Here is a 14,155-nt window from a genome sequence, read left to right as displayed (position 1 = left end):
GCCGCGACGCGGCCACCCGCCGACCAGCCGCCCGCGCCGACCGGACCGCCGAAGCCCAGCCGGTCGAGCGCGGCGTCGACGTCGTCGGCCGCGCCGTCGACGGTCGACCACGCGCCGTCCGGAACCGGGTCGGAGCCGCCGTAGCCGGGCCGGTCGACCGCGACCAGGGTGACGTCGCGCCCGGCGGTCTCGGCCGGGTCGGGGTCGAGCAGGCCGCTGCCCGGCGCCGCGTGGCACAGCACCACGACGCGGGCTCCGGGCGACCCGGCGGCGAGGACGTGCACGGCGACCGTGCGGCCGTCGCGCTCGAAGGTGGTGGTGCCGGTGGTGGTCAGGGCTGCCGTCGAGGTCGTCATGCGACTAGCCTGGCACCCTGCGATGGCACCGTGCTGTCACCATTTGCCCGGAGGGACGTGAACCGCACCGACCGGCTCTACGCGATCGTCGAGTCGCTGCGGCTGGCCGGTCCGCACGGGCGCACCGCCGACCAGCTCGCCCGCCACCTCGAGGTGTCGACGCGCACGATCAAGCGCGACGTCTCGGCCCTGCAGCAGGCCGGGCGCCCGGTGTGGGCGCAGCCGGGACCCGGTGGCGGCTACGTGCTCGACGCCGAGGCGACGCTGCCGCCGGTGAACATCACCGCGGCGGAGGCGGTCTCGATCGCCGTCGCCCTGACTGCCGTCCGCGACCTGCCGTTCGCGGCCGACGGCCGCACCGCGCTCGCCAAGCTGCTGCAGGCGATGCCGCGGGCCGAGCGCGACCGCGCCCGGGACGTCGCGAGCCGGGTCTGGGTGCGCGGCGCCGGGCGTCGCCGGCCGCGGACGGCCAGGACGGTCGAGGAGGCCGTGCGACGACGCGTGGTGCTCTCGATCCGGTTCCGCTCCTCGACCGGCGCGACGAGCGAGCGCGACGTCGAGCCCGTGCTGCTCGCCCTCACCGGCGGGCACTGGTACCTCGCCGGGTGGTGCCGGCTGCGCGAGGGCTACCGCTGGTTCCGCACCGACCGCATCACGGCGGCGCACCTCACCACCGAGCCCGCTCCCCGGCACGAGCCGACCGCGCTCGGCGAGCCGCCGGACGACGCGGCCGCCGTCGGTCTCGACTAGCGCCCGTGGGGGAGCGGGTCGCCTCGGACGCCTACGCCGTCGCCCCGGCCGCCGCCCGCCCGGCGGCGCGGCCCGAGAACAGGCAGCCGCCGAGGAACGTGCCCTCGAGCGAGCGGTACCCGTGCATGCCGCCGCCGCCGAACCCGGCGACCTCGCCGGCGGCGTAGAGCCCCGGGAACGGTTCGCCGTCCGCGCGGAGCACCCGCGCGTCGAGGTCGGTGTGCAGGCCGCCGAGCGTCTTGCGGGTGAGCACGTGCAGCCGCACCGCGATCAGCGGACCGGCCTTGGGGTCGAGCAGCTTGTGCGGCGCCGCGACCCGGATCAGCTTGTCGCCGCGGTAGGCGCGGGTGGCCCGCAGCGCGGCGACCTGCAGGTCCTTGGTGAACGGGTTGTCCATCTCGCGGTCGCGGGCGACCACCTCGCGCTCGACCTTCGCCAGGTCGAGCGGGGCGTCCGGCGTCACCGCGTTCATCCCCGCGACCAGCTCGGCCAGCGTCGAGGCGACCACGAAGTCGGCGCCGTTGCGCTTGAACGCCTCGACCGGCCCCGGCGCGCCGGGCTTCACCCGCTCGAGCACCTTGCCGACGTCCTTGCCGGTGAGGTCGGGGTTCTGCTCCGAGCCCGAGAGCGCGAACTCCTTCTCGATGATCTTCTGGTTGAGCACGAACCACGAGTGGTCGAACCCGGTGCGGCGCAGGTGCTCCAGCGTCCCGAGCGTGTCGAACCCGGGCAGCAGCGGCACCGGCAGCCGGTTGCCCGCGCCGTCGAGCCACAGCGACGAAGGACCGGGCAGGATCCGGATGCCGTGCGTGGCCCAGACGGGGTCCCAGTTCTCGATGCCCTCGACGTAGTGCCACATCCGGTCGGGGTTGATGACCGCGCCGCCGGCGTCGCGGGTGATCGTGAGCATCCGGCCGTCGACGTGCGCGGGCACGCCGGTGAGCATCCGCTCCGGCGGGGTGCCGAGGCGCTCCGGCCAGGCCGCTCGGACGAGGTCGTGGTCGCCGCCGATGCCGCCGCTGGTGACCACCACCGCCTGCGCGGTGATCTCGAACTCGCCTGCGGCCTCGCGGTTCGAGGCGACGCCCCTGGCCGAGGTGTCGGGTGCGAGCACGGTGCCGCGCACGCCGGTCACCGTCCCGTCGGTGACGACCAGCCCGTCGACGCGGTGCCGGTGCCGGGCGACCACGCGACCGGACGTGATGTGGTCGCGCACCCGGCGCGCGAACGGCTCGACGATGCCGGGGCCGGTGCCCCAGGTGATGTGGAACCGCGGTACCGAGTTGCCCGGCCCGGTGGCGGTGTACCCGCCGCGCTCGGCCCAGCCGACGACCGGGAAGAGCCTGTGCCCCTGCTCGCGCAGCCACGACCGCTTCTCGCCCGCGGCGAACTCGACGTAGGCGCGCGCCCACTCGCGCGGCCAGTGGTCCTCGGGACGGTCGAAGCCGGCCGTGCCCTCCCAGTCCTGCCAGGCGAGGTCGACCGAGTCGCGGATCCCCATCCGGCGCTGCTCGGGCGAGTCGACGAGGAACAGGCCGCCGAACGACCACCAGGCCTGTCCGCCGAGGTTCTGCTCGTTCTCCTGGTCGAGCAGCACCACCCGCCGCCCTGCGTCGGCCGCCTCCGCGGCGGCGACGAGCCCGGCCAGTCCTGCTCCCACGACGACGACGTCGGTCTCCACGCCGCCGATGCTACTGCCGGGTAGCTGGACGACCGGGGAGCCCCGGTGGTCAGGAGCCGGCATACGTCCCGAAGCTCCAGGCGTTGCCCTCGGGGTCGCGGACGGTGAACCCGCGCGAGCCGTAGTCGGTGTCCTCGAGCGGCCGGACCAGCTCGAGGCCCAGGGCGACGGCGCGGGCGTGCACGGCGTCCGGGTCGGCGGTGACCACGTAGCAGTTGCCGGAGCCGTGCGTGGCCGGCAGGTCACCGCCCGCGGACGCGGAGTGCACCATCACCCGGCCGCCCTCGGGCCAGCGCATCTCGCTGTGCTGCACGGTGCCCTCGTCCTCGCCCGGGACGAGCACGCCGTCCTCGAACCCGAGCCGTCGCAACCACTCCCGGGCGGCGAGCGGGTCGGCGTAGGTGAGTCCGGGCCAGATGCTGCGGTCGTCGTGGGTCATGCGGTCACCCTCCACGCCCGGCGCCCTCGTCGTCTTGGACGAATGCGAGCTCGTCGTCGGCCAGCCAGCGGGTGGGCGAGGTGCCGGTGAGGGCGCGCCACTCGCGGTTGAGGTGCGCCTGGTCGGCGTACCCGCACGCGTCGGCGACCTGCGCCAGCGGCAGCCGTCCGCGTCGCACCATCGCGGCCGACCGCGAGAACCGCGCGACCCGGGCCGCCGTCTTCACACCGAGCCCGTACTCGGCGCGGAACTGCTCGCCCAGGTGGCGGGTCGACCAGCCGACCGCGTCGGCGACCGCCCGCACCGGGGCGCGCCCGTGGGTGCGGTGCACGTGCTCCCAGGCCTGCTCGACCTCGGGACGCGCCCGCGACGAGCCGTCGAGACGCCGCGTCAGCGCGGCCAGGACCAGCCCGGCGCGGGTCGGCCAGTCGTCGACCGCCTCGGCCTGCTCGGCCAGGTACCGGTCGCGCGGGTCGAGCAGGTCGCCGAGGTCGACCGCGCGGCCGGCCAGCTCGGACGCCGGCAGCCCCAGCAGCGCCCGCGCACCGGCCGGCGTCAGGTCGAGCTGCAGGCCGTGCTGGGTGCCGTCGTGGTGGATCGACGCCGCGCGGTCGTGCAGCCCGGACGCCATCGCGGCGTACGGCCGCGGCTCGCCGTCCGCCATCGCCACCACGACCGGGTCGCCGAGGGCGACGACGACGGTGAGCGCCGCCGACGGCATGCCGACGTGCACCCCCGGCGCCGCGCCGTCGAGGCGGTAGCCGTGCAGGGCGCGGACGTACGGGCGCAGGCCGTCGGGCACCGGGGGAGCCCACCAGCGCTGCGCCACCGCTCAGGTCCGCTCGAGCAGCACCTGGACGGTGCGCCAGTTGCGGGCGGTGCCCTTGACGTCCATGCCGCGAGCGACCTTGTCCCAGTTCAGCTTCGAGCGGCCGGCGCCGTTCACGTAGTCGACGAACGCGTCGGAGCCGACGACCGCGCCGCGCTCCGGGTGGCGGGCGAGCTCCTCGTCGAACGCGGCCACCCCGGCCGCGGTCGGCTTCCGCGCGAGGAAGGCGACGTGCAGGAACCTCGGGTCGGCGTCCGGGAAGGGGTTGGCGGCGACCACGGCCTCGAGCTGGCGCCGCGTGCGGGCGACGACGTCGACCCGGCGCCCGAGGTCGTCGTGCAGCGCGGCCTCCAGGTCGCGCACTACCGCGGCCGCGGACGCCCGGCCGCACTCGGCGAACAGGTTGCCCGAGTTGATGTAGGTGCCGACGTCGGTCCAGCCGAGGCCCTCGGCGAGCTCGCGCAGCCGCGGCATCGACACCTTCGTGGAGGCGCCCACGTTGATGCCGCGCAGCAGCAGCGCGTACCGCGTCATCGGTCAGGCGCTCCCCTCGGCCGCGGCGGTCGGCACGTCGCGCGGGACGGGCAGCCGCGGGACGCCGCCCAGGTGGCGCCGGTGCCGCACGTGCGCGGCGTGCTCGGCCAGGACGTCCCACAGCGCGCGGTGCGCGGCCCACGGCAGCGGTTCGTCGTCGGTGCGCCAGGACTCGCCGAACGAGACCCAGACGGGGGTCCACGCGCTGGCGCAGTCCCAGGCGCCCTGCCGCTGCTCGACCATCCGCCGACGGATCTGGGACGCCCGGCGCGGCCCGTCGACGCAGATCGGGGCGGTGGCGACGGGCCAGACCCACAGGTCGCGCTCGACCAGCGCGAGCTCGAGCGCGCGCAGGCGTGCGGGGTCGACCAGCACGGTCGCCACGTTCTCGTGGGGTCGGCGTCGCACCCGGGCACCGTACGACGGCGGGCGGACAGCCGTCAGCCCGTCAGCCCGTCAGCCCGTCGCGACCCCGTGCAGCACCAGGTCGGCGAGGGCCTCGTAGGCGGTGGCGTCGTCGACGCCGGCGGCGGCCCGCACCTGGCCCTGCTGGATGCGCACCATCTGCGCGCCGACCAGGTCGGTGACGTACGCCGCGTGCACGGCGCGGAACTCGCCGCTGCGCGCCCCCTCGGCGAGCAGCGCGCCGACCCGCTCGGCCGCGAAGGCGGTGTTCTGCCGGTACACCTCGCCGCCGGGGCCCGGCGCGGCCAGGTCGGCGAAGAACGCCGGCGAGCCCAGCCGCAGCTCGCGCCCGATCGCGCGCAGGTAGGCCTCGACCCGCTCGCCCGACGTGGTGGCGCCGGCCAGCGCGGCCTCGACCCGTCCGGTCGCCTCGCGGAAGAAGTGCACCGCGACCGCCCGGACGAGGTCGTCCCTGCTCCCGGCCAGCTGGTACAGCGTCGACTTGGAGCACCGCAGCCGGGCCGCGAGGTCGTCGAGGGTGAAGCGCGCGAACCCGTCGGCGAGGAACAGCGCCACGAGGGCGTCGAAGAGCTCGTGGTGGCGCGCCGTGGTAGGTGCGCCCGCGCTCGTGCGGGGGGTCAGCGGGGGGCCATCCGGATGGCGCCGTCGAGACGGATCACCTCGCCGTTCAGCATCGGGTTCTCGGCGATGTGGCGCACCAGCGCGGCGAACTCGGCGGGCCGGCCGAGGCGCGAGGGGTGCGGCACCTGCGCGCCGAGGGAGTCCTGCGCCTCCTGCGGCAGACCGGCGAGCATCGGGGTCTCGAAGAGCCCCGGCGCGATCGTCATCACCCGGATCAGGCTGGACGCGAGCTCGCGCGCGATCGGCAGCGTCATGCCCACGACGCCACCCTTGGACGCCGAGTACGCGGCCTGGCCGATCTGGCCGTCGAACGCCGCTGCGGAGGCGGTGTTCACGATCACGCCGCGCTCCTCGCCGACCGGCTCGGTCTGCTGCATGGCGGCCGCGGCCAGCCGGATCACGTTGAAGGTGCCGACCAGGTTCACGCCGACGACGGTCTGGAAGGCCTGCAGCGGCAGCGGGCCCTTCTTCCCGACGACCTTGCCCGGCGTCCCCACACCGGCGCAGTTCACGACGACGCGCAGCGGCGCGAGCGCACCCGCGGCGTCGACCGCGGCCTGGACGGCGGTCTCGTCGGTGACGTCGGTGGCCACGAACTGCGCGCGACCGCCGGCCGAGACGACCTCGGCGGCGATCTGCTCGCCGGGCGAGGACGCGAGGTCGGCGACCACGACGGCCGCGCCGGCCTCGGCGAGCGCTCGGACGGTGGCGGCCCCCAGGCCGCTGCCGCCGCCGGTGACCAGGGCGGACGCTGCGTCGATCTTCACGGGGTGCTCCTCGGGTGGCCTGCGGGTGGACGGACAGTACTGGGATCGCGGTTACAGTACTGTGCCATGACCGTCGAGCGCGTGCTGCCCACGTCCGAGGCCGAGGACCTGCTGGCCCTGGTGAGCGAGATCGCCGCCAAGGAGCTGAAGCCGCGCGCGGCCGAGGAGGAGGCCGCCGAGCGGTTCCCCCGCGAGACCTTCCGCCTGCTGGGCCGCACCGGGCTGCTCGGGCTGCCGTACGACGAGGAGCTCGGCGGCGGCGGGCAGCCCTACGAGGTGTACCTGCAGGTGCTCGAGGTGATCGCGTCCGCGTGGGCGTCGGTCGGGGTCGGCGTCAGCGTCCACGGGCTCACGGCCTACCCGGTGGCGACCTTCGGCACCGACGAGCAGAAGGAGACGCTGCTCGCCCCGATGCTCGAGGGCGACCTGCTCGGCGCGTACTGCCTGTCCGAGCCGCACGCCGGCTCCGACCCCGCGGCGATGCGGACCAGGGCCACCCGCACCGACGATGGCTGGACCGTCCGCGGCACCAAGTCGTGGATCAGCCACGGCGGCCACGCCGACTACTACACCTCGTTCCTGCGCACCTCGGACGAGAAGGCCCGCGGCATCACGTGCTTCGTCGTCCCGGGTGACGCGCCGAACCTGTCGTTCGGGGCGCCCGAGAAGAAGATGGGGCTGCACTGCGACCACACCACGACGGTGAGCTTCGACGACGTGCCCGTCGACGACTCCCGCCGCGTCGGCGACGTGGGCCAGGGGCTGCCGATCGCGCTGTCGGCCCTCGACTCGGGCCGGCTGGGCATCGCCGCCGTGGCCGTCGGCCTGGCGCAGGGCGCCCTCGACGACGCGGTGGCGTACGCCAGGGAGCGGGAGGCGTTCGGGAAGCCGATCATCGACCACCAGGGCCTCGGCTTCCTGCTCGCCGACATGGCCGCCGCGGTCGAGTCGGCCCGCGCCACGACCCTGCACGCGGCGCGGCTGCGCGACCTGGGCCGTCCGTTCGCGCGGCAGGCCTCGATCGCGAAGCTCGTCGCCACCGACGCCGCGATGAAGGTCACCACCGACGCCGTCCAGGTGCTCGGCGGGTACGGGTACACCCGCGACTTCCCGGTCGAGCGCTACATGCGCGAGGCGAAGGTCATGCAGATCTTCGAGGGCACGAACCAGATCCAGCGGATGGTCGTCGCCCGGCACCTCGCGCGCGGGTAACCTCGCCTGCGAGGGGTGGGGGTGGTGACGTGACGCGCTGGCTGGACGACGACGAGCAGCGGGTCTGGCGCGCCTACCTGGCGGTGAGCCGCAAGCTGTTCGCGGCGATCGACCGCCAGATGCAGGACGAGTCGGGCATGCCGCAGACGTACTACATCATCCTGGCGATGCTGTCCGAGGCGCCGAACCGGTCGCTGCGGATGACCGAGCTCGCCGACATCGTCAGCTCCTCCCCGAGCCGGCTCTCGCACGCCGTCGACCGGCTCGAGGAGCGTGGCTGGGTGCGGCGCGAGCGCGACCCCGCCGACCGCCGGGGCAACCGCACGGTGCTCACCGAGGAGGGCTGGGGCGTGGTGCAGCAGTCGGCCCCGGGTCACGTGCGCACCGTCCGCGAGCAGCTGTTCGACCTGGTGACCCCGGACGAGCTCGCCGTTCTCGACACCGTCTTCGCCCGGGTGCAGGCCCACCTCGAGGGCGCCGAGAAGCGCTGACCCCGTTCGTTCACCACGTTCAGTTGGTGATCGCACACCGGGGTAGGCGCGCGGGCCACGCGAAGTGGCCGGCCACCACCTGAACGTGGTGAACGGAGGAGGGGTCAGCGCACCCGCGCGTGCAGGAACTCGAGCGTCCGACCCCACGCCAGCTCGGCGTCGGCGGGCGAGTAGGTGCCGATCAGGTTCTCGTCGTTGAAGAACGCGTGGCCGGCGTCGTAGACGTGCAGGTCCGGCTCGTGCCCGCTCACCTCGGCGATGCGCGCCATCAGCGCCCGGGCGGCCTCGGGCGGCGCGGTCTCGTCCTGGGTGCCGAAGTGCCCCTGGACGGACGCCGTGAGCCCCGACAGGTCGGGCTCCTCGCCCATGACGCCGTAGAACGACACCGCCGCCGACACCCGGTCGGCCTCCTGCGCCGCGAGGGCGATGACGAACCCGCCGCCCATGCAGAACCCGACGGCGCCGACGGTCTCCGACGTGACGGCGTCGTGCTCGAGCAGGTGCTGGACGGCGCCGGAGAGGTCCTGCACCGCCCGCTCGCGCGGCAGCTCGGCCGCCATCTGCGCCGCCTCGGCGCCGTCGTGGGTGGTGCGCCCGCCGTAGAGGTCGGGCGCGAGTGCGACGAAACCCGCTGCGGCGAAACGATTCGTGACGTCCTCGATGTGGGTGGTGAGCCCCCACCACTCCTGGATCACGATCAGGCCGGGACCGGACCCGGTCGGCGGGAGCGCGAGGTAGCCGTGGGCGGTGCCGCCGTTGCTGGGGAACGAGGTGTTCTGGGGGCTCATGCCCCGAACGTACCCACGGCCGCGCGTCGCCGCCCCTCGCGGGCGAAGGCGCCGGGCGGCGTGCCGAGCAGCCGGCGGAAGTGCCGCGTCAGGTGCGCCTGGTCGTGGAACCCGACGGCCACGGCCACCTCGGCGGCCGGCGTCCCGGAGAGCAGCAGTCGCCGGGCGAGGTCGACGCGGCGTCCGGTGAGGTAGCGGTGCGGCGCGAGCCCGTACCGGCGCGAGAACGCCCGCACGAGGTGAGTCGGCGTGACTCCCAGTGCGGCAGAGGCGTCCTCGAGCGTCACCTTCTCGGCGACGCGGTCGTCGAGCAGCGACCGGAGCCGCGCCGCGGTCGAGGCGTCGGCCAGCGGCGGCGGCGCCGTCCGGGCCAGGTGGTGGGTCAGGCGGGCGGTGAGCGCGACGAGGTGGTTCTCGGCCTCGAGCTCGTCACCGGGGTGCAGCAGCGCGTCGTGCAGCGCGTCGACGGTCGGGCCGAGCAGCGGGTCGTCGCGGTCGGGGGCGTCGACGGCCGCGCCGGCGAGGTGCACCGGCAGCACCGACGGCTCGAGGTAGACGACCCGCTTGCGGAAGCCGGCACCGGTCGCCGCGCGCCCGTCGTGCGGCACGTGCGGCGGCAGCAGGGTCGGCAGCCCCCGCGACGTGCCGTGCTCGCGCCGGTCGAGCTCGTAGCGGACGGTGCCGGCGTCGACGACCAGCAGCGTCCAGGCGTCGTGGGTGTGCGGCGGGTAGGCGTGGTCGGTGAACCGCGCGTGCAGCACCTCGGTGACACCGGGGACGGCAGGGGCCCACGCGCGCAGCGAGTACCCGTCCGGCGGTCCCGACCGCGCCATGCCAGGAACGTACAAGACCGCACCCGCACGCCCGGCCGACCGTGGAGCCATGACGACCCGGTTCGACACCAAGATCGCGATCGTGCTGCGGGACGACCTCGCCGGCTGGCAGCGGGTCAACGTGACCGCCTTCCTCGCCAGCGGCGTGACCGCCGCGCGCCCGGAGCTGGTCGGCGAGCCGTACGCCGACGCGGACGGCACGCCGTACCTGCCGCTGCTGGGGCAGCCCGTGATGGTGCTCGAGGCCGGTGCCGAGGTCCTGGCGGCCGCGCGCGAGCGGGCCGTGCGGCGCGGGCTCGACCTCGCCCTGTTCACGGCCGAGATGTTCGCGACGGGGCACGACGCCGCCAACCGCGCCGCGGTCGCCGCCGTCGCGTCGGACGACCTCGACGTGGTCGGCGTCGGCGTGCACGGGCCGCGCAACGCCGTCGACAAGGTGGTGAAGGGCGCCCGCCTGCACGGCTGACGCAGGGTGGACACGACAGAGTAGTTTGCGTTACAAACTACTTGTGACCTCAGATGGACGGACCGACGACGACGGCCTCACCCCCGCCGAGAGCCTGGCCCTGGTGCAGCAGCAGACCGCGCACGTGCGCAAGGGCACCGACGTGCGCGTCGAGCTGCTCTACGGTGCGTGGGGTCTGGCGTGGCTCATCGGGTTCGCGGCGATGTGGGCGGCCCGCAGCGACTCCTCGCCACTGCGACCCCCGGTGCTCGTGGCGGGACTGGTGCTCGCCGCGGTGATGGTCGCCGCGGTGGTGGTGACCGTCGGGCACACCGCTCGGCAGACCCGCGGCGTCCTCTCGTCCGACGCCCTGCGCGGTGCGCTCTACGGCTGGACCTGGCCGGTGTCGTTCGCCGGGCTCACGGCCGTGCTGGTGACCCTCGCCCGCCGTGGCGCCGACCCCGCCCTGCTCGAGGTGCTGTGGCCCGCCGGCTCGTGCCTGCTCGTGGCGGCGCTGTACATGATGGGTTCGGCGGTCTGGCGCGACCCGCACATGTTCGCCCTCGGCGCCTGGTTCGCCGTGTGCGTCGTGGCCGGCGTGCTCGTGGGTGTGCCCGGCATGTTCGCGGTGATGAGCCTGGCCGGTGGCGGCGGGTTCCTCGCTGCCGCGACGTACTTCGTGCTCCGCAGCCGGGGTGACGCGTGACGGCCGACCTCGACCCCGTCATCCACGCGCAGGCGCGGCTGCGCGTCATGACGACGCTCGCCGCCCTCGGTGCCGACGACCGCATCACCTTCCCGCGGCTGCAGCAGCTGCTCGACATGACCGCCGGCAACCTGTCGACCCACCTGCGCAAGCTCGAGGACGCCGGCTACGTCGCCGTCGAGAAGACCCACGCCGGGCGCACGCCCGTCACCTACGTCTGTCTGACGCGCCCCGGACGTCGCGCGTTCGAGGACTACCTGACCACGCTCCGCGAGCTGCTGGGAGGCACGCCGTGACCGAGATCCTCGCCCGCGCCGTCGACGTCGGGCGCACCTTCGACGCGACCGTCGCGCTCGACGGCGTCAGCCTCGACGTGCCCGCCGGGCAGCTGATCGGCCTGCTCGGGCCCAACGGCGCCGGCAAGTCGACGCTGATCAGCCTGTTCCTCGGGCTGCGGCGGCCCACGTCCGGCACCGTCGAGCTGTTCGGCGGCGACCCGCGCGACGCCGTGCGCCGCCGTCGGATGGGGAACACCCCGCAGGACACCGGGCTGCCGCCGCTGCTGCGGGTGCGCGAGGTCGTCGACTTCGTCGCCGGCCACTACGACGACCCGGTGCCGACCGGCGAGCTGCTCGAGCGGTTCGGTCTCACCGACCTCGCCCGCCGGCAGACCGGCGGGCTGTCCGGCGGCGAGAAGCGCCGGGTCGCGGTCGCGCTCGCGTTCGTCGGGCGTCCCCGGCTCGTGTTCCTCGACGAACCGACCACCGGCTTGGACGTGGACGCGAGGCACGCGCTCTGGCAGGCGATCCGGGACTTCCACGCCGGTGGCGGGACGGTCGTGCTGACCAGCCACTACCTGGAGGAGGTGCAGGCGCTCGCCGAGCGGGTCGTCGTCATCGACCGCGGTCGGGTGCTCGCCGACGACTCGCTGCAGGCGGTGCGCTCGGTCGTCGACGTGCGGCGCGTCAGCGTGACCGTGCCCGACGCGGCATCCCTCGAGGGCCTGCCCGGCGTCACCGCCAGCACCCCGGCCGCCGGCGGCAGGGTCGACCTGCTCACCAGCGACTCCGACGGCGTCGTGCGCGAGCTGGTGCGTCGCGCGGTGCCGTTCGCCGACCTGGAGGTCTCGTCGACCTCGCTCGAGGAGGCCTTCCTCACCCTCACCCGCGCGACCGAGACGGAGCCCGCCCGATGAGCACCCTGCTGCTGCACACCCGCTACCAGCTGCTCGAGCAGGTGCGCGTCCCGATGGCCGTCGTGGGCAACATCGCCTTCCCGGCGCTGTCGTTCCTGTTCTTCATCGTCCCGCAGACCGCGCTGCGCGAGGACCCCGAGGCGGCGACGTCGGCGGCCGGCCAGCTGGCCCTGGTGTCGGTGCTGTCGGTGTGCCTGTTCAGCTTCGGGCTCGGCACCGCCGAGGAGCGCTCGACGCCGTGGGACCCGTACCTGCGCACCCTGTCGGCCGGCGTCGTGCCGCGGCTGGGGGCCAAGGTGATCACCGGGCTCGCGTTCGCGGCGGTCGGTGTGGGCGTCATCGCCGCCATCGCCGCGCTGCTGACGACGGCCACCGCCTCGCCGGGCCAGCTGCTGACCGCGGTGCTCGCGCTGCTCGTGGCCGGGACGCCGTTCCTGCTGATGGGCATCTCGCTCGGCTACCTGCTGCCGGTGAAGGCGGCGCTGCCCGCGGTGCAGATGATCTTCCTGCCGATGGCCTTCGCGGGCGGGCTGTTCCTGCCGCCGTGGCTGTTCCCGGGCTGGCTCGACGCGATCTCGCTGCTGCTGCCCTCGCGTGCCGGCCGCGACCTCGTCGTCGCCCAGCTGACCTCGACGGCCGTCCCCACGTCCGCCCTCGTGGGTGTCGTGGTCTGGACGCTGCTCATGGGCGCGCTGGCGGCCTGGGCGTACCGGCGCGACGAGGGCCGCCGCTTCCGCTGACCTCCCGCTGCGCAGAGTGTGAACCTCGCGCACGACATGCTCGGCGTGTCGCGTCCACGGTTCACACTCGGCGGGGCGCTGGACGGCGTCGGGCAGAATCAGGGCGTGGAACGGGTGCGGGCCGACCTCGTGCTCGTCGGCGGCGGCGGGGCGGCGGTGTGCGTGCTGCACCGCCTGGCGCTGCGGCGGCTGACCGAGTCGGCGCGCGGCGTGCGTCCGCGGTCGCGCCTGCGGGTCGCGGTCGTCGACCCGCTCGACCGGCTGGCCACCGCCCCCGACGACCGCACCTGGGCGTTCTGGGAGCGCGGGCGCCGCGACGGCCCGCTGCAGCAGGTCGTCGACGCCACCTACGGCTCCCTGCTCGTGGCCGGGCCCGGGCGCACGGTCGACGTCGACCTGGCCCCCTCGCACCGCTACCACGTGCTGCGGTCGAGCTCGTTCTACCGGCACGTCCGCGACCTGGTCGCCGACCCGGCCGCGGGCGTCGACGTCGTGCACGTCCCCGGCCAGGGCACCCGGGTCGACGAGGACGCCGGCGCGGTCACGGTGCGCGGCAACGGGTTCGCGGTCGAGGCGCCCTGGGCGCTGTCGTCGGTGGTGCGGCCCGACGCCGTCGCCGGCGGCACCACGCTGTGGCAGCACTTCCTCGGCGTCGAGGTGCGCACGCCCCGGCCGGCCTTCGACGCCGGTCGCGCGGTGCTGATGGACCTGCGCGCCCGCCAGCCGCGACAGGGGACGGGGTTCGGGTACCTGCTGCCGCTCGGCCGCCGCCGCGCCCTCGTCGAGTACACGGTGTTCGCGCCCGGCGCGCGCCCGTCGGCCACCGACCTGCAGGCGGGGCTCGACGCCTACCTGGCCGCGACCGTGCCGGGTGAGCACGAGGTGCTGCGGCACGAGGAGGGGTCGATCCCGATGACCTCCGCGCGGTTCCGGGTGCGCGAGGGACGCTCGCGCGTGGTGCGCATCGGCACCGCGGGCGGCGCCACCCGCGCCTCGACCGGCTACACCTTCGCCGCCATGCAGCGGCAGGCCGAGGCGGTGGCCCGCGCCGTCTCGCACGGACGCGCCCCGGTGCCCCCGCCGGCGTACCCGTCACGGCACCGGCTGCTCGACGACGTGCTGCTGCGCGGGCTCTCGTCGCACGCGATCGACGGGACCGCGTTCTTCCCGCTGCTGTTCGAGCGCAACCCGCCCGACCTGGTGCTCGACTTCCTCGACGGACTGACCACCCGGCGGCAGGAGCTGCGGCTGATGGCGTCGGTGCCGCCGCTGCCGATGGTGCGCGCCGTTCTCTCGCCCGCCGGGGGCTGACGGGCCCGAGGGCTGACGGTCGGGAGGCCGG

General features: G+C 75.0%; 19 protein-coding genes. 9 read left to right on the top strand and 10 right to left on the bottom strand.

Annotated features, from left to right (window positions below):
- The coding region (locus ACYVKY_RS17930; RefSeq protein WP_460436345.1) for an alpha/beta fold hydrolase at positions 1 to 356 on the bottom strand (356 nt) is incomplete at its 3' end.
- A 57-nt stretch (positions 357 to 413) separates the two neighbouring features.
- Here ACYVKY_RS17930 and ACYVKY_RS17925 point away from each other — a divergent pair.
- A complete protein-coding gene (locus ACYVKY_RS17925) occupies positions 414 to 1,106 on the top strand; it encodes a helix-turn-helix transcriptional regulator (RefSeq protein WP_460436344.1) in 693 nt (230 codons plus the stop codon).
- A 31-nt stretch (positions 1,107 to 1,137) separates the two neighbouring features.
- Here ACYVKY_RS17925 and ACYVKY_RS17920 read toward each other — a convergent pair whose 3' ends face one another.
- From ACYVKY_RS17920 to ACYVKY_RS17890, 7 genes are all read right to left on the bottom strand, one after another.
- Positions 1,138 to 2,787 carry an FAD-binding dehydrogenase gene (locus ACYVKY_RS17920; RefSeq protein ID WP_460436343.1) on the bottom strand — a complete coding sequence of 550 codons (1,650 nt, stop codon included), beginning with the start codon at positions 2,785 to 2,787 and terminating at the stop codon, positions 1,138 to 1,140.
- A gap of 49 nt (positions 2,788 to 2,836) precedes the next feature.
- Positions 2,837 to 3,226, bottom strand: a complete 390-nt coding sequence (locus ACYVKY_RS17915; RefSeq protein WP_460436342.1) for a VOC family protein — start codon at positions 3,224 to 3,226, stop codon at positions 2,837 to 2,839.
- Between the two features lie 4 nt (positions 3,227 to 3,230).
- Positions 3,231 to 4,055, bottom strand: a complete 825-nt coding sequence (locus ACYVKY_RS17910; protein WP_460436341.1) for a helix-turn-helix domain-containing protein — start codon at positions 4,053 to 4,055, stop codon at positions 3,231 to 3,233.
- Positions 4,056 to 4,058: 3 nt separating this feature from the next.
- Positions 4,059 to 4,589, bottom strand: a complete 531-nt coding sequence (locus ACYVKY_RS17905; RefSeq protein ID WP_460436340.1) for a DUF1697 domain-containing protein — start codon at positions 4,587 to 4,589, stop codon at positions 4,059 to 4,061.
- A 3-nt stretch (positions 4,590 to 4,592) separates the two neighbouring features.
- Positions 4,593 to 4,997, bottom strand: a complete 405-nt coding sequence (locus tag ACYVKY_RS17900) for a hypothetical protein (protein WP_460436339.1) — start codon at positions 4,995 to 4,997, stop codon at positions 4,593 to 4,595.
- Positions 4,998 to 5,045: 48 nt separating this feature from the next.
- Positions 5,046 to 5,570 (bottom strand): TetR/AcrR family transcriptional regulator, encoded by a 525-nt coding sequence (locus ACYVKY_RS17895; RefSeq protein ID WP_460436338.1) that lies wholly within the window; start codon positions 5,568 to 5,570, stop codon positions 5,046 to 5,048.
- A gap of 62 nt (positions 5,571 to 5,632) precedes the next feature.
- Positions 5,633 to 6,403, bottom strand: coding sequence for a Rossmann-fold NAD(P)-binding domain-containing protein (locus ACYVKY_RS17890; protein WP_460436337.1), 771 nt, complete (start codon positions 6,401 to 6,403; stop codon positions 5,633 to 5,635).
- 66 nt (positions 6,404 to 6,469) lie between these two features.
- Between ACYVKY_RS17890 and ACYVKY_RS17885 the strand changes: the two genes are divergently transcribed.
- Together ACYVKY_RS17885 and ACYVKY_RS17880 are read left to right on the top strand one after the other, a co-directional pair.
- Complete coding sequence (locus ACYVKY_RS17885; protein ID WP_460436336.1) at positions 6,470 to 7,615, top strand: acyl-CoA dehydrogenase family protein; 1,146 nt, start codon at positions 6,470 to 6,472, stop codon at positions 7,613 to 7,615.
- Positions 7,616 to 7,644: 29 nt separating this feature from the next.
- Positions 7,645 to 8,106, top strand: coding sequence for a MarR family winged helix-turn-helix transcriptional regulator (locus ACYVKY_RS17880; protein ID WP_460436335.1), 462 nt, complete (start codon positions 7,645 to 7,647; stop codon positions 8,104 to 8,106).
- Positions 8,107 to 8,210: 104 nt separating this feature from the next.
- Here ACYVKY_RS17880 and ACYVKY_RS17875 read toward each other — a convergent pair whose 3' ends face one another.
- Both ACYVKY_RS17875 and ACYVKY_RS17870 read right to left on the bottom strand, forming a co-directional pair.
- The gene (locus tag ACYVKY_RS17875; protein ID WP_460436334.1) at positions 8,211 to 8,894 is read right to left on the bottom strand and encodes a dienelactone hydrolase family protein; all 684 of its coding nucleotides are present in this window, start codon (positions 8,892 to 8,894) and stop codon (positions 8,211 to 8,213) included.
- Entirely contained in the window at positions 8,891 to 9,727 is an 837-nt protein-coding gene (locus tag ACYVKY_RS17870) for a helix-turn-helix domain-containing protein (protein ID WP_460436333.1), read from the bottom strand. Before ACYVKY_RS17870 ends, ACYVKY_RS17875 begins: the two co-directional genes overlap by 4 nt.
- Positions 9,728 to 9,776: 49 nt before the next feature.
- On the opposite strand from ACYVKY_RS17870, the gene ACYVKY_RS17865 reads away from it, so the two are divergent.
- From ACYVKY_RS17865 to ACYVKY_RS17840, 6 genes are all read left to right on the top strand, one after another.
- Entirely contained in the window at positions 9,777 to 10,193 is a 417-nt protein-coding gene (locus tag ACYVKY_RS17865) for a DUF2000 family protein (protein WP_460436332.1), read from the top strand.
- A gap of 43 nt (positions 10,194 to 10,236) precedes the next feature.
- Entirely contained in the window at positions 10,237 to 10,878 is a 642-nt protein-coding gene (locus tag ACYVKY_RS17860; protein WP_460436331.1) for a hypothetical protein, read from the top strand.
- A 47-nt stretch (positions 10,879 to 10,925) separates the two neighbouring features.
- Positions 10,926 to 11,174 carry a transcriptional regulator gene (locus tag ACYVKY_RS17855; protein ID WP_460436347.1) on the top strand — a complete coding sequence of 83 codons (249 nt, stop codon included), beginning with the start codon at positions 10,926 to 10,928 and terminating at the stop codon, positions 11,172 to 11,174.
- Positions 11,171 to 12,073, top strand: a complete 903-nt coding sequence (locus ACYVKY_RS17850; protein ID WP_460436330.1) for an ABC transporter ATP-binding protein — start codon at positions 11,171 to 11,173, stop codon at positions 12,071 to 12,073. The genes ACYVKY_RS17855 and ACYVKY_RS17850 overlap by 4 nt, the downstream gene beginning before the upstream one ends.
- The gene (locus tag ACYVKY_RS17845; protein ID WP_460436329.1) at positions 12,070 to 12,813 is read left to right on the top strand and encodes an ABC transporter permease; all 744 of its coding nucleotides are present in this window, start codon (positions 12,070 to 12,072) and stop codon (positions 12,811 to 12,813) included. Before ACYVKY_RS17850 ends, ACYVKY_RS17845 begins: the two co-directional genes overlap by 4 nt.
- Positions 12,814 to 12,918: 105 nt before the next feature.
- Complete coding sequence (locus tag ACYVKY_RS17840) at positions 12,919 to 14,124, top strand: lycopene cyclase family protein (protein WP_460436328.1); 1,206 nt, start codon at positions 12,919 to 12,921, stop codon at positions 14,122 to 14,124.
- Positions 14,125 to 14,155 lie beyond the last annotated feature (31 nt).

The sequence above is a fragment of the Angustibacter speluncae genome (assembly GCF_054777815.1).
Note: the sequence above shows the minus strand (reverse complement) of the source record. Positions and strands in the feature narration are given on the sequence as shown.